Source organism: Nocardioides abyssi (genome assembly GCF_030412915.1).
Lineage (GTDB): Bacteria > Actinomycetota > Actinomycetes > Propionibacteriales > Nocardioidaceae > Nocardioides > Nocardioides abyssi.
In genome coordinates, this window is record NZ_JAUHJR010000001.1 from 577,364 (window position 1) to 597,939 (window position 20,576).

Sequence of the window (20,576 nt, forward strand, 5' to 3'; positions counted from 1 at the left end):
GGTGCCGGTCCCCCGATGAAGTTTCGTCGGGGGACCGTGAGGTCCATCGGGGCCCCGATAAACCTCACGGCCCGCCGAGGTGACCTCAGCGCAGCGTGATCCAGATGAACAGCTGGGTGACGAGGAAGCCGGTGAGGTAGTTCAGCCACAGGAACCGCCGCCAGCCGGCGTTGGCGCCCTCGCAGGTCTCGTCGGTGACGCCGACGAACGCCGCGACGTTGGCGACGTAGGGCAGGACGAGCGCGGCCGCGAGCGTGCCGGGCCAGGGGAGGAGGAGCAGGACGAGGCCGGCGGCGACGTACGCCACCAGCGCGAACCAGACCGTGCCGCGGGCGCCGATGACGGTCCCGACCGAGGCGATGCCGCCGGCGCGGTCGGCGACGACGTCCTGCACCGCGCCGAAGGCGTGCGAGCCGATGCCCCACAGGAAGAACCCGACGACGGCCGCGACGGTCGTGGTGTCCGCCGGCGCGTCGACCAGCGCGAGCCCGAGGACGGCGGGGCTGACGAAGTGGGTGCTGGAGGTCAGCGAGTCGAGGAAGGGCCGCTCCTTGAAGCGCAGCACCGGGGCGGAGTACGCCACCACCGCGAAGACGCTGACCGCGAGCACGACGCGCGAGAGGCCGTCGCCGACGGCGAACAGGTAGACGACGAACGGCACGTTGGTGGCGATGGCCAGCGCGATCGTCAGCCGGTGCACCGACCTGTCGAGCACGACGCCCTCGACGCCGCCCTTGCGCGGGTTGCGGATGTCGGACTCGTAGTCGAAGACGTCGTTCACGCCGTACATCAGCAGGTTGTAGGGGACGAGGAACCAGAACGTGCCGAGCACCAGGACGGTGTCGACGCCACCGCCGGCGAGGAGGTACGCCGCCGCGAAGGGGTAGGCGGTGTTGACCCACGACAGCGGACGCGAGGACCCCAGCACCTGTCCGAGCAGGGGGAGGGGTCCGCGGGGCGCGCGGTGGCCGGCGGGCACGGAGGCGGTCACGGTCATCGATCCTCCCCCTTCGAGAGCAGCAGCCACAGGGCGGGCAGGGCCAGCACCGCGGCGAGCGGCCAGGCGAGGTCCTCCACCGGCGCCTTCCACAGCAGGAACGCCGGCTCCGCGCCCTCGCCGTAGCGGAACAGGTCGGCGATGATCATCAGGCTGTCGAAGACGACCGTCAGCAGGAAGAGCGAGACCGCGGTCAGCGCGGTCGCGGCCCACCAGGCGCCCGAGGGGCGGCGGCGGACGACGGCGACGACCAGCAGGGCGGCGGAGAGGGCGAGGAAGATCGCGGCCAGGCCGGCGTACGTCATGCCGACTCCCGCATGCGGTCAGGGGTCCGCGAGGACGCCCGCGCCAGGACGAGCCGGAAGAGCTGGTGCAGCACCATCGTGAGGTAGCAGAGGAACACGATGAAGAACAGCTCCTCGAGCGGGAGCTCGGGGGCCAGCTCGATGCCGGTCATCGCGTCGGACTCGCCGCGGTGGTACATGTCGGTGCCGATCGCGATCAGGTCCCACACCAGGAACACCACGGTGCCGACCGCGACGACCACCAGCGCACGGACCGCGACACCCGGGCGGAACAGGAACAGCCGCCACCGGCGGTCGACCAGCCCCATGCAGACGGTCGGGACGATGGTCGAGAGCAGGTAGAGGACGCTCACGCCCGCGGCTCCGGCGACGGACCGCTCGAACGGTCCTCGCGCAGCCGCTTGAGGACGAGCTCGGCGGAGATCAGGCACATCGGCAGGCCGATGCCGGGGCGGGTGGCGTAGCCGGCGTAGAACAGCCCGTCGACCTTGCGCGAGACGTTGCCGGCCCGGAAGAACGCGCTCTGCTTGAGCACGTGGCCGGGGCCGAGCGCGCCGCCCTGCCAGGAGTTCAGCCCGTCCTCGAAGTCCGCCGGCCCGATGGTGCGGCGCACCTCCACGCGCGAGGCGAGGTCGGGCACACCGGCCCAGGTGGCGACCTGGTCGATCGCGGCGTCGACGGCCTTCTCCACCGCCGGGTCGCCTGCGCCGTCGGTGCCGCCGTGGCCGATCCCGGGGTCGGCCGGGACCGGGATGAGGACGAAGAGGTTCTCCTTGCCGGCCGGCGCGACGGTGTCGTCGGTGGCGCTGGGGCGGCAGACGTAGATCGAGGCCGGGTCCGGCACGCGGCGGGTGCGGCCGAAGATGTCGTCGAAGTTGGCCCGCCAGTCCTGGGTGAAGAACAACGAGTGGTGCGCCAGCTCGGGCAGCTGGCCGTCGACGCCGAGCAGCGCCAGCACGGCGCCGGGTCCGGCGTCCCGCTTCTTCCACCAGCCCTCGGGGTAGGTCTGCAGGGGGCGCGGCAACAGCCGGGTCTCGAGGTGGTGCAGGTCGGCGGCGCCGACGACCACGTCGGCGTCGAGCTGCTCGCGGGCGCCGTCGCGGTCGACGTACGACACGCCCTCGGCGACCGCACGGCCCCGGGAGGCGGGGCGGGTGCGGACCTCCTCGACGGTGCAGCCGGTGCGGATGCGCACGCCGTGCTGCTCGGCCAGCCGCGCGATCGCACCGATCAGCTCGGTGAAGCCGCCGCGGGGGTAGAGCACGCCGTCGGCGAGGTCCATCCAGCTCATCAGGTGGTACATGCTCGGCGCGCGCTCGGGCGAGGTGCCGAGGAAGACCGCGGGGTAGCCGAGCACCTGCCGCAGCCGCGGGTCGTCGAAGCGGGCCGCGACGTGGCTCTCCAGCGAGCGGGTGAGCAGGCCGGAGAGCCGGGGCCCGTTGCGCAGGATGTCGGCGCTGAGCAGCGACGCGGTCGACTCGAAGCTGGTGTAGAGGAACTGCTGCACGGCGAGGTCGTAGACGTGGCGGGCGGAGTCGAGGTACGCCGCGAGCGCGTCGCCCGCGCCGGGCTGGACGGACTCGAAGAGGGCGATGTTGGCGTCACGGTCCGCGGCGATGTCGAGGTGCTCGTCGCGGCCCTCGAAGAAGACCCGGTAGCCCGGGTCGAGCCGGACCAGGTCCAGCTGCTCGGCCGCGGTCGTGCCGAGCATCGCGAAGAAGTGCTCGAAGACCTCGGGCATGAGGTACCACGACGGGCCGGTGTCGAAGCGGAAGCCGTCGGCCTCCCACGAGCCGGCGCGGCCGCCGACCTCGTCGCGCTGCTCGAGCAGGTCGACCGACCAGCCGTCGGCGGCCAGGAGCGCGGCGGTGGCCAGGCCGGTGATCCCGCCGCCGATGACGACGGCGGACCCGGGCGTGCGGCTCATCGGGCACCCCGCACGAGCGTGCGCGCCACGACGCGGGCCTTGGCCGGGCCGGGCACCCGCACCCGCTCGCGGCGGATGCGCTCAGCCGGGGTGGCGCGCAGCCGCGCGCAGAGCTCGGCGAAGAGCCCGTGCGCGAGCAGGACGGCGTGGCGGCAGCCCGGGGGGAGCTCGCGGATCGCCGCGGCGGCGACCTCGAGGTCGGCCTCGATGTCGTCGAGCAGCAGGTCGCGGTCGTGGTCGTCGAGGCGGGTCGGGTCGAGGCCGGGGAAGTAGTGGCGGCCGAGCTGGCCGTCGTCGGCGGCGAGGTCGCGCAGGAAGTTCACCTTCTGGAAGGCGGCCCCGAGCCGCTGCGCGCCGGGCGCGAGCCGCTCGTAGGCCGCGGCGGCGTCGGGCTGGCCGGCGAGGAACGCCCGCAGGCACATCAGGCCGACGACCTCGGCGGAGCCGTAGACGTAGCGGGCGAAGGACTCCTCGTCGTGGTCGTCGCGGAAGAGGTCGGTGCGCATGGACGCGAAGAACGGGTCGACCAGCGACCGGTCGATGCCACAGGTCCGCGCGGACCGGGCGAAGGCGTGGACGACGAGGTTGGCGCTGTGGCCGGTGGTCATCGCCGAGCGCACGTCGGCCTCGAGGGCGTCGAGCACGCGGGCCTGGTGGGCGCGGGTGCCGTCGGGGCGGGGCGCGTCGACGACCTCGTCGGCCACGCGGACCATCGCGTAGACGTTGCGGACGTGGGTGCGCACCGGCTCGGCGAGCAGGCGCGTCGCCAGGCCGAAGGAGGTCGAGTAGCGCTTGATGACGACCGCCGCCGCGGCCTCGGCCACCCGGTCGTAGTCGTCGGCGGGGCTGTCGCCCACCTTGCCTGCCTTGCCCGCCCTGCCCGCCGCGCCGCCGACCGGGCTGACTGCCGGCTGCTCGTCGGGGGATCCGGGGGTCGGCTCCATGGCGGTCATGCTGCCCCTCGCGTCAAGGTCTGCGACATGTCGCCGACCCAGGCGACCAGCTCGGGCAGGCCCAGCTCGGCGGTCTGCGTGGTGGCCGCCTCGACGTAGCCGGCGGCGAGGTCCTCGACGAAGGCACGGGACCCACCGGCCTCCAGGGCGCGCCGGACCTCCGCGGCACCGGCCGCGGTGAGGTCGGGGTCGCCGAGGTGGCGGCGGACGACCGGCCACGCGGAGGTGGTGCGGGCGTGGACGACCAGCGGCGTGCGCTTGCCCTCGCGCAGGTCGCCCAGGTCGGACTTGCCGGTGCGCTCGGGGTCGCCGAAGACGCCCTGGACGTCGTCGAGGAGCTGGTAGGCCAGGCCGAGCTGGCGACCGACCCGGCCGAGCCCGGTGACGACCACGTCGTCGGCGTCGGCCAGCACGGCGCCGTACTGCAAGGGCAGCTCGAAGGAGTAGACGGCGGTCTTGTGCTCCTCCATCGTCAGCACGTCGGCCAGCGACGGCTCGGCCAGGCCCATCGAGAACCGGACGTCGGCCAGCTCACCGGCCGCGGAGATCCGCAGCGCGTTGTCGAGCAGGTCGAGCAGCCGGCCGACGGTGGCCGGGGGAGCGGGGGCGGTCGCCACCGCGCGCACGGCGCCCGCGAGCGCCAGGTCGCCGGTCAGCACGGCGCCGGCGAGCGCGTAGGCGTCGGCTGCCTCGGAGGAGGCACCGGCGCGCTGCGCGTGCGCCCGGAAGGTGCCCGGGGCGCTCGGCCGGCCGCGCCGGGTGTCGTCGCCGTCGATGACGTCGTCGTGGACGACGAAGGCGGTGTGCAGCAGCTCGAGCGCCGCGGCGACGGGAGGTACGGCGTCGTGCCGGCGCCCGCCGAGCAGCCGGTGCACGCTCTCGACCAGGTGCGGGCGGAACTGCTTGCCACCGACCGTCGCGCAGGTCAGCGCCTGCTGCAAGGCCGCCTCGTCGGAGCCCGGCACGTTGTCCGGCGGCGGGGCGAGCTGCTCGTCGATCGCCTGCCGGACCCAGTCGGACGCCGGCCCAGGGGTCAGCTCGGCGCCCAGCTCGGTGGCGGTCATCGGGGCGCACCGGCGGGCGCGGCGAACCAGCCGACGGCCTCGAGCTCGGCGGCCTGCTCGCGCAGCCACGGGCTCAGCGCCCACGGCGCGGCGGCGAGCGCGGCGCGCAGCTCGGGGACCGGCAGCCAGTGGCTCTCCTCGACCTCGTCGGGGTGGTGCCGGGGGCGGCCGGTGGTGCGGGCGGTGTAGACCGGGCAGACCTCGTTCTCCACGACGCCGCCGGGGTCGACCGCGCGGTAGCGGAACTCGGGCAGCACGCACTCCAGGTCGGTCACCTCGAGGCCGAGCTCGTGCTCGGCGTAGCGGTGCACCGCGTCGACCGGGTCCTCGCCCGGACGGGGGTGCCCGCAGAAGGAGTTGGTCCACACCCCGGGCCAGGTGCGCTTGGTGACCGCGCGGCGGGTCAGCAGCAGCCGGTCGTCCTCGTCGAGGACGTAGCAGGAGAACGCCAGGTGCAGCGGGGTGTCGGTGGTGTGGACGGTCGCGCGCGGCGCCGTCCCGCACGGATGGCCGTCGTCGTCGAGAAGCACGACGAGATCAGGGGTCGCGGACACCGTCACCGTCCTCCCAGGTCGTGCAGCTGCGGTGCTGCGGTGCTGCGTGCGCCGGGAATGACGCACGTCGGTGCGAGCCTCCGTTACCCGAGGGGTATGGCGCTCATGCGTTCGGGTGAGGCGGCTCCCGGGGTGTTCGGAGCCCTCGCGCAGACGGTTGGGTCGGGTCGCGACCGGTGTGGTCCGGCCGCCCGACACCGGCCCCGGCGGCACTCTAGGCTGCGCGGCGTGGAGGACCTGACGACGACAGGGGTGGCCGACACCGTGCGGCTCACGACGAGCGGCGCGGCCACCGCGCGGGCGGTCGTGGACGCCGCGCTCGCACGGATCGCGGCGCACGACGGTGGCCTGAACGCCGTCTCCCAGCTGGTGGCCGACCGGGCGCGCGCGGACGCCGACCGGCTGGACGCGGACCGCGCCGCCGGCCGGGCTCCCGGCCCGCTCCACGGCGTACCCGTCGTGGTCAAGGAGGAGCTCGCGGTCGAGGGGCTCGTGACCACCTTCGGCGGTGAGGGCAACAGCACGCCCGCAGCCGCCGACGCCGAGGTCGTGCGCCGGCTGCGCGCGGCGGGCGCGGTCGTGGTCGCGACGACGACGATGCCGGAGTTCGGGGCCTGGCCCTACACCGAGTCCTCCTCGCGCGGCTACACCCGCAACCCGTGGGACCGCTCGCGGACGCCGGGCGGCTCCAGCGGCGGCACCGCGGCCGCGGTCGCCTCCGGGATGGTGCCGGTCGGCCTCGGCGGCGACGGCGGCGGCTCGATCCGCATTCCCAGCGCCCACTGCGGGCTCTTCGGTCTCAAGCCGCAGCGCGGCAGGGTGACGTCGGCGCCGCACGAGCACCTGTGGTTCGCCCTCGGCACCGCCGGGCCGCTCGCGCGCTCGGTGCTCGACAGCGCGCTCGTGTACGACGTCGTGCGCGGCCACACCGAGGTGGACCGGTGGCAGGCGGGCCCCACCAGGTCCTTCGCCGACGCCGCCCGTCGCGAACCCGGCCGGCTGCGCATCGGGTGGACGACGAAGCCGGTCACGCTGGGCGTCCGCCCCGACCCGGTCCACGTGCAGGCCGTCCACGACACCGCCCGGCTGCTGGCCGACCTCGGCCACGACGTGCGCGAGGTCGACCCCCGCTACCCCGACCCGACGGCGGCGTTCGTGCCGCAGTTCCTCGGCGGCATCCGCGCCGAGGCCGACCTGGTCGAGCACCGGGGCCGGCTCGAGCGCCGCACCCGCGAGACCTGCCGCCTCGGCGCGTGGGTCACCCCGCGGGTCCTCGACAAGGCGCTCGCACTGACCGAGAAGGTCTCGGAGAAGGCCAACCGCGTCTTCGACCAGGTGGACGTCCTGCTCACCCCGGCGGTGGCGCACCGCCCGGCCCCGGTCGGCGTGATCGACGGGAAGGGGACGGTCCGCTCGGCCCTGGCTGCCATGCCCGCGATCGCCTACGCCGCGCTGTGGAACGTCGCCGGCAACCCCGCCGCGGCCGTGCCGTGCGGGCCGGCCGCCGACGGGCTGCCGGTCGCCGTCCAGCTCGTCGGGCGCACCGACGACGAGGCCACGCTGCTCTCGCTGGGCGCGCAGATCGAGGCGGCCCGGCCGTGGCCGATCGTCGCTCCGGCGTACGCCTCGTCGACCGGCGCGGGGGCCGCGTGAGCGCCGCGATCGAGGTCGTCGACCTCGCGCTGTCCTACGGCGAGGTCCGCGCGGTCGACGGGGTCAGCCTGGAGGTGGCCGAGGGCGAGTTCGTCGGCGTCCTGGGGCCCAACGGTGCCGGCAAGACCTCCCTGCTCGAGCTCGTCGAGGGGCTGCGCCGTCCCGACGCCGGCACCGTGCGGGTGCTCGGCCAGCCGGTGTGGCCGCGGGACCCGCGCCTGCTGCCGCGGATCGGGGTGCAGCTGCAGGCCTCGTCGTTCTTCGAGCGGCTCACCACGCGCGAGCAGATCCACACCTTCGCCTCGTTGTACGGCGTCGCGCCGGCCCGCGGGGACGAGTGGCTCGAGCGGGTGGGGCTCGTCGACAAGGCCGACACCCGCGTCGAGGGGCTCTCCGGGGGCCAGGCGCAGCGGCTGTCGATCGCGTGCGCGCTCGTCCACGACCCCGAGCTGGTCTTCCTCGACGAGCCGACCGCGGCGCTCGACCCGCAGGCCCGGCGCAACCTGTGGGACCTCCTCGCCGGAATCAACGACTCCGGCCGCACGGTCGTGCTGACCACGCACTACATGGACGAGGCCGAGGTGCTCTGCGACCGGGTCGCGGTCATGGACGCCGGGCGGGTGCTGCGGATGGACACCCCCGCCGCGCTCGTCCGCGGGCTCGACGCCCCCGCGCGGATCACCGTCGCGCCGGGCCAGCTGCGGCTGGACGAGGCGCGCGCCCTGCCCGCGGTCGAGGACGCCGTGGAGTCGCTGGACGGCGTGGTGCTGGTGACCCGCGACCCCGCCCGGGTGGTCGCCCGCCTCGCCGAGGACGACCGGCTCGACGGCGTACGCGTCCAGACCGCCACGCTCGAGGACGTCTTCCTCGACCTGACCGGACGGGAGTACCGCGCATGAGCGGCCTCGCGGCGTTCCGCGCCCTCTCCCTCGCCATCGTCCGCGGCTTCCTGCGCGACCGGGCGTCGGTGTTCTTCTCGCTGGTCTTCCCGCTGATGTTCCTCGTGCTCTTCGGCGGGCTGCTCGGCAGCCAGGGCCAGTCCGAGGTCGACCTGGTGCAGGTCGGCGAGGTCGCGCTGCTCGACGAGATGGACCCCGACACGCGGGCCGCCTTCGACGACACCTTCGCGGTCGAGCGCTCCGACGACCTGGCGGAGGCCGTCGCCGAGGTGCGCCGCGGCGACGCCGACGTCGCGGTCGAGATGCGCGGCGACACGCTCGTGGCGCACTACACCGAGACCGACCAGGTCAAGGCCGCGGTCACGCAGGGCGCGCTGCGCGCCTTCGTCGACGGCACCAACGTCGCGCAGTCCGGCGAGCCGCCGCGCTTCGTGCTCGAGACCGAGCGGGTCGAGGACGAGTCGCTCGAGACCATCCAGTTCGTCACGCCGGGCCTCCTGGGCTGGGCGGTCGCGATGAGCGCCGCCTTCGGTGCCGCGGCCACGCTGCAGGGCTGGCGGCAGACCAAGCTGCTGCGCCGGCTGCAGCTGGCGCCGGTCTCGACCCGCACCGTCGTCGCCGCCCGCGTGGCCGTCACGCTCGGCATCGCGCTGGTGCAGATGGCGATCTTCCTCGGCCTCGGCACCGCGGCCTTCGGGCTGACCCTGGCGGGCTCGTGGTGGATGGCCGTGCCGCTCGTCGTCGTCGGCACGCTGTGCTTCATGGCGATCGGCCTGCTCGCCGGCGCGCTCGCCCGCACCACCGAGGGAGCCGTCAACGCCGCGAACATCGTCGTGCTGCCGATGGCCTTCCTCAGCGGCTCGTTCTTCGACCTCGACGGCGCGCCCGCCTGGCTGCGGGCGGTCTCCCAGGTCCTGCCGCTCAAGCACCTCAACGAGGGGATGCTCGACGTCATGGTCCGGGGCGAGGGCCCCTCGGCCGTGCTCGTCCCCATGGCCGTCCTCGCCGCCTTCGCGGTCGTCGTCACCCTCGCCGCCGCCCGCATCTTCCGCTGGGAGACCACGTGAACCCGCTCGCCACCCCGCTGCTCCAGGCACCGCTCGCCGTCACCCGCCGGGTGCTGCGCCGGCCCAGCCCGCTCGCGGGCCGCACGGTCCTCGTCACCGGCGCCAGCTCGGGGATCGGCGAGGCCACGGCGTACGCCGTCGCGGAACGGGGCGCCCACGTCCTGCTCGTCGCCCGCCGCGCCGACGAGCTCGAGCGGGTCCGCACCCGCATCGGCGACCGCGCCACGGCGTACTCCTGCGACCTCACCGACGGCGACGCCGTCGACGCCCTGGTGGAGCAGATGCTGGCCGAGCACGGCGCGGTCGACTACCTCGTCAACAACGCCGGCCGGTCGATCCGGCGCTCGCTGGCGCTGTCCTACGACCGGTTCCACGACGTGGAGCGGTCGATGGCGGTCAACTTCCTCGGGCCGGTGCGGCTGACGATGGGGCTGGTGCCGGCGATGCGCGAGCAGCGCTTCGGCCACGTCGTCAACGTCGTCACGTGGGGCGTGCAGGTGAAGGCGCCGAAGTTCTCCGCCTACATCGCCTCCAAGACCGCGCTCGACACCTGGAGCCGCATCGCCGGGCGGGAGACGTTCTTCGAGAACGTCACCTTCACCAACATGCGCTTCTCGCTCGTCCAGACCCCGATGACCGCCCCCACCGAGGCGTACGCCGGCCGCGGCGCCACCCCCCAGCAGGCCGCCGCCCGGGTCGTCCGCGCGCTCGAGGACAGACCGCTCACCGTCGGCACGGCCGCCGGCGCCTTCGGCGAGGTCATCAACGTCGTCGCCCCGCGCGCCAGCGACGCCCTGCTCGCCACCATCGACCGGTTCTTCGCCGACTCCGCCGCTGCTCGGGGGCGCTCGTCGTAGGGCGCTTGGCCTCGGGCGATGCGTAGGAAGGCCGCGGAGTGGCGTGGATCCCAGGTTGACTTGGGATGTTCCCGCTTCACGGCCGATGCATCGGCCGCAGAGCGGGAGGAATGGCCGTGAAGTGACCGTTGGGGCGGCCGCCCGGGCTACTGGCCGTAGGAGAACCGCAGGTCGGCGAAGAGCAGGTGGTTCACCCGCCGGCGGAGGTGACCGACCGTCGCGGGCGGGGGCAGCGGGCCCGGGGTGAGGTGGGTGAACCGCAGGCGGGTGTCGTAGGCACCGGACGCCTCGACGGCCAGCTCGATGCGGTCGTCGGGCCGGTGCGGCCACAGCGTCGACCACACCACCCGGTGCGGCTCGTCGGCCTCGAGCACCTGAGGGACCACCTCGTCCTCGCGCAGGCCCGGCGCCAGCCACGGCCGCGTGCCCGGCTCGTCCGGCACCGCCAGCGACCGCCACACCACTCGCGGCGGCGCCGGCAGCACCTGGGCGCGCGAGCCGATCTCCTCCACCCGGTGATCCCCGTGGACCCGACCGCGGCCTCAGCTGGCCTTCTTGGCCGCAGCCTTCTTGGTGGTGCTCTTCTTGGTGGTCGACTTCTTCGCAGCCGTCTTCTTGGCGGCGGTCTTCTTCGCCGGGGCCTTCTTCTCGGCCGACTTCTTGGTGGCGGTCTTCGTGGCGCCCGACTTGGCGCCCGACCCTGACCCGGAGGAGGACCCGTCGTCCTCGGAGCCGGCGTCGGAGTCGGAGTCGTCCTCGTCGGACGCACGCGGCGCCTCGCCGCGCGCGGTCTTGGCGGCGTCGACGGAGCGCTGGAGGGCGGCGAGGAGGTCGACGACCTCGCCGGAGGACTTGGTGGAGGTGGGGGTCCGCTTGACCTCGCCACCCTCGATCTTGGTCTTCACCATCGTCTCGACGGCCTCGGCGTAGTCGTCCTCGAACTCGTCGGGCTCGAAGTCGCCGGCGAGGGTCTCGACGAGCATCCGGGCCATCTTGACCTCGGCGTCCTTGACCTCGCCGGTCTCGACGCTGAAGTCGGGGGTGCGGACCTCGTCGGGCCACATCATCGTCTGCAGCACGATCACGTCGTCGCGCACGCGGAGGACGGCGACGGTGGTGCGCTGGCGGAGGGCGACGGTGACGACGGCCATCCGGTCGGCCTCGAGCAGCGCCTGGCGCAGCAGCGCGTAGGGCTTGGCGCCGGACTTCTCCGGCTCGAGGTAGTAGCTCTTCTCGAACAGCATCGGGTCGATCTGGTCCGACGGCACGAACTTCTCGACCGCGATCTCCCGCGAGGACGTCGAGGGCAGCTCGGCGAGGTCGTCCTCGTCGAGGATGACCATCTCGCCGTCCTCGGTCTCGTAGCCCTTGGCGATCTCGGAGTAGGGCACTTCCTCGCCGTCGATCGAGCAGACGCGCTGGTACTTGATGCGTCCGCCGTCCTTGGCGTGGACCTGTCGGAAGGACACGTCGTGCGACTCGGTGGCGGCGTACAGCTTCACCGGCACGCTGACCAGCCCGAAGGAGACCGCGCCCTTCCAGATCGCTCGCATGCGGTAAGCATGGCCCCATGCGCCCCATGCTCGCCACCAAGGGCACCTCGGTGCCGGCCGGCGCGGAGTGGGCGCACGAGGTGAAGTGGGACGGCGTGCGGATCCTCGCCGACGTCGGCAGCAGCGGTCGCGCCCGCTTCACCAGCCGCAACGACAACGACGTCACGGTGGCCTGGCCCGACCTCACCGAGCCGCCGCTGGGCGCCCGGGACCTGCTCGTCGACGGCGAGGTCATCGCGCTCAACGAGCAGGGTCTGCCGGACTTCCGGGTGCTGCAGGACCGGATGCACGTGCGCAAGGCGACCAGCGCCGCGCGGCTGGCGGACCGGGTGCCGGCGACGTTCATGGTCTTCGACCTGCTCCGCCTCGGCGGCGAGGACCTCACCGACCGGCCGCTGCAGGAGCGGCGCGCCCGCCTCGCCGACCTCGGCCTGACCGGCTGGCAGGTGCCGACGTCGTACGACGACGGAGCGATGCTGCTCGACGCGACCCGCCAGCAGGGGCTCGAGGGGATCGTCAGCAAGCGGCTGTCGAGCCGCTACACGCCCGACGCGCGCTCGCCGCACTGGCTGAAGTTCGCCCACCGCCACCGGTTGTCGTACGTCGTCGGCGGGTGGCGTCCGACCGAGGGGACGACCCGGCTGGGCGCGCTGCTGGTGGGGGAGCCGACCGCGGACGGGCTGATGTACCGCGGCCGGGTCGGCAGCGGCATCGGCGGCCGCGCGAGCGCCGCGCTGACCGCGGCCCTGGCCGGGCACCAGCGGGGGAGCAGCCCGTTCGCCGACGAGGTGCCGCGGGTCGACGCGCGGGGCACGCACTGGGTCGAGCCGGTGCTCGTCGTCGATGTCGACACCCACCACACCTCGCGGGCCCAGCGCCTGCGCCAGCCGTCGTACCAGGGGGTCCGCGCCGACCTCGCGCCCGAGGACCTGCTCGCCGAACCGCAGGGGGAGGGACATTGAGCCCGGAGAAGCAGGAGGTCACCGTCGAGGTCGACGGGCGCCGCCTGAGGATCAGCAGCCTCGACAAGGTGCTCTACCCGGCGACGGGGACGACCAAGGGCGAGGTGCTGCACTACTACGCGCAGGTCGCGCCGGTGATGCTGCCGCACCTCGCCGAGCGCGCCGTGACCCGCATCCGATGGCCGCACGGGGTGCAGGACGGCAGCTTCTACGAGAAGAACGCCCCGCAGGGCACCCCATCGTGGGTGCGCACCGCGACCGTGCCGACCACCGGCAGCCGCGGCAGCTCCCGCAACGGCGACACCATCGTCTTTCCCGTCGTCGAGGACCTCGCCACGCTCACCTTGCTGGTCAACCTCGCCGCGCTCGAGCTGCACGTGCATCAGTGGACGGTCGGCCGCAACGGCCGCCCCCGCAACGCCGACCGGCTCGTCATCGACCTCGACCCGGGCGACCCCGCCGGCCTGCACGAGTGCTGCCAGGTGGCGCTCATGGTGCGCGAGGCCCTGGCCGAGCGCGACCTGGACTGCCGGCCGGTCACCAGCGGCAGCAAGGGCCTCCACCTCTACGCCGAGCTGCCCGGCCGGATGCGGTCCGACGCCTCCACCGCGCTGGCCAAGGAGGTCGCCGAGACGCTGCAGAAGCAACACCCGACGCTCGTCACCGCCACCATGACCAAGGCCCGCCGCTCCGGCAAGGTCTTCCTCGACTGGTCGCAGAACGCCGCGTCGAAGACCACGATCTCGCCCTACTCCCTGCGCGGCCGCGAGCGGCCCACCGTCGCCACCCCCGTCACCTGGGCCGAGGTCGAGGAGGGCGCGGAGGACGAGGAGGGCCTGCGGCAGTTCCGGTACGACGAGGTGCTCGACCGCGTCGCCGAGCACGGGGACCTCTTCGGCGCCTGACGCCCGTCCCGTCTCCTGACTCCTGGGCCCGGCCCGGGCCCGGCCCGGGCCCGGTCCGGACCGGTGTTACCGAACTGTGTGGCGGGGGAGGGGCCGGCGTCACCGGCCCGTGCCTGCCGCGCGCCTAGCGTGGCGAGCACGCCGGTCGGGGGGACCGGCGCCCCGGAGAGGACGGTGCGGCTGTGGCCACCTTGACGATCCCACCCAGCATCTCGCTCCGACCGCGACGCCTGCTGCTGCCCGTGGCGGCGGTCGCGGCCGTCGCCGGCATCGGCCTGGTCTCCGGGCTCCCGCTCAGCGGCTCGGGCAGCACCGGCGCGGGGGTGGCCCTCGTCGGCGCGGACGGGCGCACCGCCACGCTCACCGTCACCGACCTCGCGCCCGGCGACAGCACGACCCGCACCGTCACGATCGCCAACGACGCCACCGAGCCGGCCCGGCTGACCTTCACCGAGACCGGCGACCCGGCGACGTACGCCGGGGGCCGGCTGGAGCTGACCATCTCCGCCGAGGGCCGCGAGGTGTACGACGGCGCGTTCGGCGGCCTCGGCGACTACCCGCTCGACATGGGCTGGCTGGAGGCCGGCGCGTCCGCGACGTACACGTTCGTGGTCTCGCTGCCCTCCGACGCCCCGGCCGTCCGCGACGGCGCGTCCGCCTCGGCGTCGTACTCCTGGGTGACCGGCGACTGACCTCGACCGAGCTCGACTGACCTCGACCGACCCCGCCGGACCTCGGCGGACCCCGCCGGGAGTCGTCCCCGATCGAGGTTGGGCTGCTTCCCCGGACGCGGCGTCGCGGGGCCCCTATGCTTCTGGCCATGGGTCACCGGGTTCTGGTCGTCGAGGACGAGGAGGACATCGCCTTCCCCCTCGTCCGGACGCTGGAGCGTGAGGGCTACGAGGTGGGCTGGGTCGACACCGGCCAGAAGGCGCTCGCCGAGCTCGAGGGCCGGCCGGCCGACGTCGTCATCCTCGACCTGGGGCTGCCCGACCTCGACGGGCTCGAGGTGTGCCGCCGGGCCCGGGAGGCCGGCTACGACGGCGCGATCATGATCGTCACCGCCCGCGCCGGCGAGCTCGACCGCGTGGTGGGTCTCGACTACGGCGCCGACGACTACCTGTCCAAGCCGTTCGGCCTCGCCGAGCTCCAGGCCCGCGTGCGCGCGCTGCTGCGCCGCACCGCCGGCGCCCGCGAGAGCGCGCCGGTCGACGGCGTGCTGCGCATCGACGTGGCCGCCCGCCGGGTCTACTCCGGCGAGGACGAGGTGCCGCTGACCGGCAAGGAGTTCGACGTGCTGTCGATCCTCGCCGCCAACCGCGACAAGGTCGTCTCCCGCGGCCGGCTGATGGCCGACGTGTGGGACGAGAACTGGTACGGCTCGACCAAGACCCTCGACGTCACCATCGGCCGCCTCCGCCAGAAGCTGGAGAGCCAGGGCGTCTCGGACCGCGTGGTCGCCGTGCGCGGCGTCGGGTTCCGCCTCGAGGGCGCCCCCGAGGCCTGAGCCTCCCCGCCGCCGCCTCAGGACGCGAGGAAGTCGGTCACCAGCCGGCCGACCTCGTCGGGCCGCTCGAGCTGCAGGAAGTGGCCGGCACCCTCGACCAGCACCGCGCCCGCCCGCTCGGCGATGCCCGGGTGCAGGCACCCGTCCTGCGCGCCGTGGAGCGCCAGCGCCGGGACGGTGGGCGTGCCGGTCCAGGTGCGGTGCCAGTCGCGGTACGCCGGGTCGACGGCCCACGGGCGGGCGGCGGCGCGGTAGTAGCCCAGCGCCGCGGACCGGTGCGCCGGCTCGCGCAGGGCGGCCAGCACGTGCGCGACGTCCTCGCCGGCGGCGTACCCCGGTGACCAGACGGCCCACAGGTGCCGCACCAGCCGCTCGACGGTGCGCTCGGGCAGCAGCGGCAGCTGGTTGTAGAGGGTGTACCAGCTCATCCGCGCCTGCCGGGCCAGCTGCAGCGGGCTGCTGCCGGTCATCGCGCGCAGCGGCGGGACGGCCATCGTGACGACGCGGGAGTACGGCGAGGCCGGGTGCGCCCCCAGCGCGTTGGCCGTGATCGCGCCCCAGTCGTGGCCCACCAGCACCGCGCGCTCGTCACCGCCGAGCACGTCGTGGACGCCGACCGCGTCGGCCATCAGCGCGGCGACGTGGAGGTCGCCGTCGCGGGGGACCCCCGACGGCGCGTAGCCACGGGTGTGCGGCGCGACGACCCGCCAGCCGTGGTCGGCGAGCAGCGGGCCCAGGTGGCGCCAGGTCCACGCCGTGTCGGGGAAGCCGTGCAGCAGCACCGCCAGCGGGCCGTCGGCCGGCCCCCAGGCGAGGCAGGAGAGGGTCACCGAGGGGAGGGGGACCTCGATCGTCTCCGGGGCGGTCGCGGGACTCGCGTCAGGGGCCACCCGCCGCAGGGTAGGGGTCGGGCCGGGGGTGCGGTCAGGGTCGAGTCCGAGCCGCTCCCCGATGTGCCGGGCGCGCTGCGGGACCAGGCTCGGAGCCATGATCGAAGTCCAGTCGCTCACCAAGGTCTACGGCGGCTTCCGTGCCGTCGACGACGTCACCTTCACCGCCGAGGCGGGCCGGGTCACCGGCTTCCTCGGCCCCAACGGCGCCGGGAAGTCCACCACCATGCGCGTCATGGTCGGGCTCACCCCACCCACCAGCGGCACCGTCACCGTCGACGGCCACCGCTTCGCCGACCTCCCTAACCCCGGCCTCGAGGTGGGCGTGCTGCTCGACGCCTCCGCCCAGCACGCCGGCCGCACCGGCCGGGAGGTCCTCACCCTCGCCCAGGAGACGATGGGCCTGCCCCGCCGCCGCGTCGACGAGATGCTCGAGCTGGTCAGCCTCACCGCCTCGGAGTCCAAGCGGCGGGTCAAGGACTACTCCCTCGGCATGCGCCAGCGGCTCGGCATCGCCACCGCGCTCATCGGCGATCCCCGCGTGCTCGTCCTCGACGAGCCCGCCAACGGGCTCGACCCGGCCGGCATCCGCTGGATGCGCGACCTGCTGCGCGGGTACGCCGACCGCGGCGGCACCGTGCTGCTCTCCAGCCACCTGCTCCACGAGATCGAGGTCGTCGCCGACGACCTGGTCGTCATCGGCCAGGGCCGCATCGTCGCCTCGGGGACGAAGGCGTCGCTGCTGGCCTCCGCCGGCACCCTCGTCCGCGCGCACGCGCACCGGGTCGACGAGCTGGCCGGCGCGCTCACGGCCGCCGGCCTGAGCAGCACGCCCGCCGGCGCGGGCACCCTCCGCGTCGACGCCGAGAGCGCCAGCGTCGGCGAGGTCGCCCACGCCGCCGGCGTACCCCTGGTCGAGCTGAGGCCGGCCGACGGCGCCGGCCTGGAGGAGATGTTCCTCGAGCTCACCGCCGAGACCGCCCGAGAAGGAGTCGCAGCATGACCGCCCTGACCACCTCACCCGCCTCGCCTCCCTCGTCCGCCGGTGTCGCTGCGGACGTCCGCGCCGGCGGCCGACCCGCCCCCGCCCCGATCCCCATGACGCGGCTGGCGAAGGTCGAGCTGCGCAAGATGTTCGACACCCGCTCGGGCTTCTGGCTGATGGCGAGCATCGCGATCCTCGCCGTGCTGGCCACCGCCGGGACGGTCGTCTTCGCGCCGGACTCGGCAATCACCTACGAGTCGTTCGCCTCGGCCGTCGGCTTCCCGATGGCGGTGATCCTGCCGATCATCGCGATCCTCTCGGTCACCAGCGAGTGGAGCCAGCGCAACGGCCTGACCACCTTCACGCTGGTCCCGAGCCGCGGCCGCGTCATCGCCGCGAAGGCCCTGGTCTCGGTCAGCGTCGCAGTCGTCTCGATGGTGCTCGCGGCCACGATCGGCGCCCTCGGCAACCTCCTCGGCGCGGCGATCAACGGCACCGACGCGATCTGGGACGTCTCCGCCGCCGCGCTCGGCCAGATCTTCCTCGCCAACGTCCTCGGCCTGCTCGTCGGCTTCATGCTCGGCGTCGTCATCCGTTCCTCGGCGCCCGCGATCGTCGGCTACTTCGTCTACTCCGCGCTGCTGCCGACCGTCTTCGGGATGCTCGCCGCCTTCCAGGACTGGTTCGCCGACCTCCAGCCGTGGATCGACTTCAGCTACGCGCAGGGCGCGCTCTACGACGAGTCGGTCACCGGCGAGCAGTGGGCCCAGCTCGGCCTCACCGGCGTCGTCTGGCTCGCGCTGCCCATCGCGTACGGCGTGTGGCGGGTGCTGCGGTCCGAGGTGAAGTAGCGATCACTCTCGACCGATCGGGGGTCGTGTGCCTGACGACGCGCTTGGTCGCGTCGTCGGGCACACGACCCCGTCGGCGTGGGGGGCTCGCGCCCAGCCCTGTGGACAGCCGTCGGGGTAGTCCGTGACGTTCGGCAGGCGGATCCGGCGAGATCACCTGCGGACCCGGCACGGACTATCCCGCCACCCGTCGGCCGGCTGTGGACGACCAGGAGGCCGGACAACCCCGTGCCGGCGTCGTCCTGGGCCCGTGGACGTGGCCGCCCGCCCCCTTCGCGTGGCGGCCGACGTCCGGGGCGATCGCGAGCCCTCCCCGGGTTCCCCGCCGCGGCTACCGTCGCCGAGGTGAGCGAACGGATCGAGATCCCCACCCAGGACGGACCGGCCGAGGCGTACGTCGCCGGGGAGCCGGGCCGGCCGGGCGTGCTGTTCTTCGTCGACGCGATCGGGTTGCGGCCGCAGGTCGAGGCGATGGCCGACCGGATCGCGTCCTGGGGGTACGTCGTGCTGGTGCCGCACGTCTTCCACCGCGACGGGTCGGCCGCGGCGCTGGCCCCGCAGGGCGACCTGCGGGAGGCGGCCGCGCGGGAGGCGTTCTTCGCCGGCGGCGCGATGGACCGGGTGCACGCCTACACGCCGGACCTGTCCGGTCCCGACACCGACGCCTGGATGGCCGCGCTCGCGGAGCGGGCCGGCGACGGACCGGTCGCCGTGACCGGCTACTGCATGGGCGCGCGGCTCGCGGTGCGGGCGGCGGGTCGTCACCCCGACCGGGTCGCGGCCGTCGGCGGGTGGCACGGCGGCGGGCTAGTGACCGACGAGCCGGACAGCCCGCACCTGGCGATCGCCGGGTCGCGGGCGGCGTACGCCTTCGGCCACGCCGACAACGACGGCTCGATGCCCCCGGCGGCGGTCGCCGCGCTGGGCGAGGCGCTCGCCGGTGCGGGCCGACCGCACACCAACGAGGTGTTCGCCGGGGCGGTGCACGGCTACACGATGGCCGACACCTCGTCGTACGACGAGGCGGCTGCGGAGCGCCACTTCGAGCAGCTGCGCGAGCTCTTCGCCCGCAGCCTGGGCTGACCGGCCCGGAGCCTCACGGCCGGTCGACGCCGGAGACGGCCGAGCCGCTGGCCGAGACCGTCGGCCGGTCGGGGGTGCCGGGGAAGGTCAGGGGCAGCTCGAGCGGCGCGCTGAGCCGCACGGTGACCCGGTCCTCGCCGGGGTCGACGGCGATCGTGTGCCGCAGGCCGGGGTAGCGGCGGTAGGCGCCGACCTGGGTCAGGTAGTCTCGCACGGCGGCGGACGCCTGGGCCGCCGTGACCTCGAGCCGGCCCTCCGGGACGCCGCCCTCGTAGACGTCGGCCCCGGTCGCGCCGAGGTCGGCGCCGTGCAGGGCCGCGCCGTCGGCGAGGGTGCTGAGCCCGGAGCGCTGGAGGTACGCCGCGGTCGCGTCCACGACCACCGCGACGGCCATCGCGAGGAACACCGCGAACCCGACGATCAGCACCGTCACCTGGCCGCGCTCGTCGCGCCGCGCTGTCCGCTCAGTCCGCGACCGCACCCGTCACCTCCTGGTACTGGCCGATCGGCACGGTGTGGGTCGCGTCCAGCGCGAAGCTCGGCGCCTGCCCGCCGAGCACCTCGGGCATGAGCGGCAGGTCGACCCGCGACTCGATGCGCACCGAGATCACCGACGTGCCGCTGTGGCAGTCCGCCGGGTACGGCGTGCACGTCACCCGCACCGAGAGCGGGGCGGAATCCAGCCCCTGGTCCGCGAGCGCCCGCCGCGCGACGAGCTCGGCCTGCCGCTCGCCCGCCGCGTCGGAGGGTGCGAGGGCGTAGGCGCGGGCCGCGGACCGGGCCGCCGCCTCGACGCCGAAGGCACCCCGCTGCACCTCGAAGACGCTGAGCAGGATCCACAGCATCGGCACCAGCAGCAGGATGCCGAGCCAGGTCACCTCCACCAGCGCGCTGCCGCGGTCGTCGCGGCGTCGGCACCGCGGCCCGGTCACGGCACGTCCTCGAGCGGTCGTTCCTCGACCGCGTGCCCGGTGACGGCCAGGCCGATCCCCGGTCCGCCGAGGCCGAGCGCCGGCACCTCGGCGCGGACGGTCACCTCGATGCCGGGCTGCCCGTCGACGGTCACCTGCCGCGCTCGTACGTCGCGCGCGAACCGACCGGACACGGCACCGGTGATCTGGTCGCGCGTCAGCGCCTCGCCGTCGGCCGGGCCACGACCGGCCGTCGCGGCGTACCGCGCTCCCTCGGAGGCCGCCGCCGTCAGGGTGTTGCGCACGAGCAGCACCAGAGAGACCTGGAGGATGCCGAGGAAGAGCGGCACCAGCACCACGAGCACCAGCACGAAGTCGACGACGGCGGCCCCGCGCTCCCGGTCGGCCGCCCGCCGCACTACTGGACCTTGCCCAGCGCGCTGTTCAGCATCTGCGCGAGCTGCTGGTCGGCGACCTTCCAGATCACCATCACCAGCCCGGCGGTCATCACGGTCACGAGCACCCAGCCGGGCACGTCGCCGCGCTCGTCGCGCGACCGCGGCGCGGTCAGCGCGAGGAGGGTGGCGTGCAGCCGCAGGAGTGCGGCGTCGAGGTGTTCCATGGTGGTTCCTTCCCGAGACATCAGTGGGCGC

The 20,576-nt window shown here is 74.4% G+C and carries 25 protein-coding genes; 11 read left to right on the plus strand and 14 right to left on the minus strand.

Translation table 11 applies throughout. The features are described from left to right. Positions 1-85: 85 nt before the first annotated feature. From QWY29_RS02800 to idi, 7 genes are read right to left on the minus strand one after another with little or no spacing between them, the layout of a single operon-like run. Entirely contained in the window at positions 86-991 is a 906-nt protein-coding gene (locus QWY29_RS02800; RefSeq protein ID WP_300959135.1) for a prenyltransferase, read from the minus strand. A gap of 2 nt (positions 992-993) precedes the next feature. Then, entirely contained in the window at positions 994-1,302 is a 309-nt protein-coding gene (locus QWY29_RS02805) for a lycopene cyclase domain-containing protein (protein WP_300959136.1), read from the minus strand. Next, positions 1,299-1,655 (minus strand): lycopene cyclase domain-containing protein, encoded by a 357-nt coding sequence (locus QWY29_RS02810; protein ID WP_300959137.1) that lies wholly within the window; start codon positions 1,653-1,655, stop codon positions 1,299-1,301. Before QWY29_RS02810 ends, QWY29_RS02805 begins: the two co-directional genes overlap by 4 nt. Next, entirely contained in the window at positions 1,652-3,229 is a 1,578-nt protein-coding gene (crtI, locus tag QWY29_RS02815) for a phytoene desaturase family protein (protein WP_300959138.1), read from the minus strand. The genes QWY29_RS02810 and crtI overlap by 4 nt, the downstream gene beginning before the upstream one ends. After that, entirely contained in the window at positions 3,226-4,173 is a 948-nt protein-coding gene (locus tag QWY29_RS02820; RefSeq protein ID WP_300959139.1) for a phytoene/squalene synthase family protein, read from the minus strand. Before QWY29_RS02820 ends, crtI begins: the two co-directional genes overlap by 4 nt. Positions 4,174-4,178: 5 nt before the next feature. Continuing rightward, positions 4,179-5,246, minus strand: coding sequence for a polyprenyl synthetase family protein (locus QWY29_RS02825; protein ID WP_300959140.1), 1,068 nt, complete (start codon positions 5,244-5,246; stop codon positions 4,179-4,181). Further along, the gene (idi, locus tag QWY29_RS02830; RefSeq protein WP_300959141.1) at positions 5,243-5,800 is read right to left on the minus strand and encodes an isopentenyl-diphosphate Delta-isomerase; all 558 of its coding nucleotides are present in this window, start codon (positions 5,798-5,800) and stop codon (positions 5,243-5,245) included. Before idi ends, QWY29_RS02825 begins: the two co-directional genes overlap by 4 nt. Before the next feature lie 228 nt (positions 5,801-6,028). On the opposite strand from idi, the gene QWY29_RS02835 reads away from it, so the two are divergent. Genes QWY29_RS02835 through QWY29_RS02850 form a run of 4 tightly spaced genes read left to right on the plus strand, consistent with a single transcriptional unit; the run spans position 6,029 to position 10,276 of the window. Then, positions 6,029-7,453, plus strand: a complete 1,425-nt coding sequence (locus QWY29_RS02835) for an amidase (RefSeq protein WP_300959142.1) — start codon at positions 6,029-6,031, stop codon at positions 7,451-7,453. Further along, a complete protein-coding gene (locus tag QWY29_RS02840) occupies positions 7,399-8,352 on the plus strand; it encodes an ABC transporter ATP-binding protein (protein ID WP_300959143.1) in 954 nt (317 codons plus the stop codon). Before QWY29_RS02835 ends, QWY29_RS02840 begins: the two co-directional genes overlap by 55 nt. Beyond that, positions 8,349-9,419: an ABC transporter permease gene (locus QWY29_RS02845; protein WP_300959144.1), complete on the plus strand. Its 1,071-nt coding sequence runs from the start codon at positions 8,349-8,351 to the stop codon at positions 9,417-9,419. The genes QWY29_RS02840 and QWY29_RS02845 overlap by 4 nt, the downstream gene beginning before the upstream one ends. Continuing rightward, positions 9,416-10,276, plus strand: a complete 861-nt coding sequence (locus QWY29_RS02850) for an SDR family NAD(P)-dependent oxidoreductase (RefSeq protein WP_300959145.1) — start codon at positions 9,416-9,418, stop codon at positions 10,274-10,276. The genes QWY29_RS02845 and QWY29_RS02850 overlap by 4 nt, the downstream gene beginning before the upstream one ends. A gap of 146 nt (positions 10,277-10,422) precedes the next feature. On the opposite strand, the gene QWY29_RS02855 is transcribed toward QWY29_RS02850, so the two are convergent. Then, a complete protein-coding gene (locus QWY29_RS02855) occupies positions 10,423-10,788 on the minus strand; it encodes an amidohydrolase family protein (protein WP_300959146.1) in 366 nt (121 codons plus the stop codon). Between the two features lie 30 nt (positions 10,789-10,818). Next, on the minus strand, positions 10,819-11,829 hold the full coding sequence (gene ku, locus QWY29_RS02860) for a non-homologous end joining protein Ku (protein WP_300959147.1): 1,011 nt from the start codon (positions 11,827-11,829) through the stop codon (positions 10,819-10,821). Positions 11,830-11,846: 17 nt separating this feature from the next. Here ku and ligD (QWY29_RS02865) point away from each other — a divergent pair, with 17 nt between their 5' ends. From ligD (QWY29_RS02865) to QWY29_RS02880, 4 genes are all read left to right on the plus strand, one after another. Next, positions 11,847-12,791, plus strand: a complete 945-nt coding sequence (gene ligD / locus QWY29_RS02865) for a non-homologous end-joining DNA ligase (RefSeq protein ID WP_300959148.1) — start codon at positions 11,847-11,849, stop codon at positions 12,789-12,791. Next, a complete protein-coding gene (gene ligD / locus QWY29_RS02870) occupies positions 12,788-13,696 on the plus strand; it encodes a non-homologous end-joining DNA ligase (protein ID WP_300959149.1) in 909 nt (302 codons plus the stop codon). Before ligD (QWY29_RS02865) ends, ligD (QWY29_RS02870) begins: the two co-directional genes overlap by 4 nt. Positions 13,697-13,878: 182 nt before the next feature. Further along, complete coding sequence (locus tag QWY29_RS02875) at positions 13,879-14,388, plus strand: COG1361 family protein (RefSeq protein ID WP_300959150.1); 510 nt, start codon at positions 13,879-13,881, stop codon at positions 14,386-14,388. A gap of 128 nt (positions 14,389-14,516) precedes the next feature. Beyond that, positions 14,517-15,203, plus strand: a complete 687-nt coding sequence (locus tag QWY29_RS02880) for a response regulator transcription factor (RefSeq protein WP_300959151.1) — start codon at positions 14,517-14,519, stop codon at positions 15,201-15,203. Positions 15,204-15,220: 17 nt separating this feature from the next. Here the strand turns inward: QWY29_RS02880 and QWY29_RS02885 are convergent, their stop codons facing one another. Then, positions 15,221-16,093, minus strand: coding sequence for an alpha/beta fold hydrolase (locus tag QWY29_RS02885; RefSeq protein ID WP_300959152.1), 873 nt, complete (start codon positions 16,091-16,093; stop codon positions 15,221-15,223). A 97-nt stretch (positions 16,094-16,190) separates the two neighbouring features. On the opposite strand from QWY29_RS02885, the gene QWY29_RS02890 reads away from it, so the two are divergent. The 3 genes from QWY29_RS02890 (at position 16,191) to QWY29_RS02900 (ending at position 19,012) form a co-directional block, all read left to right on the plus strand. Beyond that, the gene (locus QWY29_RS02890; RefSeq protein ID WP_300959153.1) at positions 16,191-17,096 is read left to right on the plus strand and encodes an ABC transporter ATP-binding protein; all 906 of its coding nucleotides are present in this window, start codon (positions 16,191-16,193) and stop codon (positions 17,094-17,096) included. Beyond that, positions 17,093-17,929 carry an ABC transporter permease gene (locus tag QWY29_RS02895; protein ID WP_300959154.1) on the plus strand — a complete coding sequence of 279 codons (837 nt, stop codon included), beginning with the start codon at positions 17,093-17,095 and terminating at the stop codon, positions 17,927-17,929. The genes QWY29_RS02890 and QWY29_RS02895 overlap by 4 nt, the downstream gene beginning before the upstream one ends. Before the next feature lie 345 nt (positions 17,930-18,274). Next, the gene (locus QWY29_RS02900) at positions 18,275-19,012 is read left to right on the plus strand and encodes a dienelactone hydrolase family protein (protein ID WP_300959155.1); all 738 of its coding nucleotides are present in this window, start codon (positions 18,275-18,277) and stop codon (positions 19,010-19,012) included. A 13-nt stretch (positions 19,013-19,025) separates the two neighbouring features. Here the strand turns inward: QWY29_RS02900 and QWY29_RS02905 are convergent, their stop codons facing one another. The 4 genes from QWY29_RS02905 to QWY29_RS02920 are packed head-to-tail and all read right to left on the minus strand — an operon-like array spanning position 19,026 to position 20,545. After that, positions 19,026-19,493 (minus strand): pilus assembly protein TadG-related protein, encoded by a 468-nt coding sequence (locus QWY29_RS02905; protein WP_300959156.1) that lies wholly within the window; start codon positions 19,491-19,493, stop codon positions 19,026-19,028. After that, on the minus strand, positions 19,477-19,944 hold the full coding sequence (locus tag QWY29_RS02910; RefSeq protein WP_300959157.1) for a hypothetical protein: 468 nt from the start codon (positions 19,942-19,944) through the stop codon (positions 19,477-19,479). Before QWY29_RS02910 ends, QWY29_RS02905 begins: the two co-directional genes overlap by 17 nt. Continuing rightward, entirely contained in the window at positions 19,941-20,342 is a 402-nt protein-coding gene (locus QWY29_RS02915) for a TadE/TadG family type IV pilus assembly protein (RefSeq protein WP_300959158.1), read from the minus strand. Before QWY29_RS02915 ends, QWY29_RS02910 begins: the two co-directional genes overlap by 4 nt. Further along, positions 20,342-20,545 (minus strand): hypothetical protein, encoded by a 204-nt coding sequence (locus tag QWY29_RS02920; protein WP_300959159.1) that lies wholly within the window; start codon positions 20,543-20,545, stop codon positions 20,342-20,344. Before QWY29_RS02920 ends, QWY29_RS02915 begins: the two co-directional genes overlap by 1 nt. Positions 20,546-20,576: the final 31 nt, after the last annotated feature.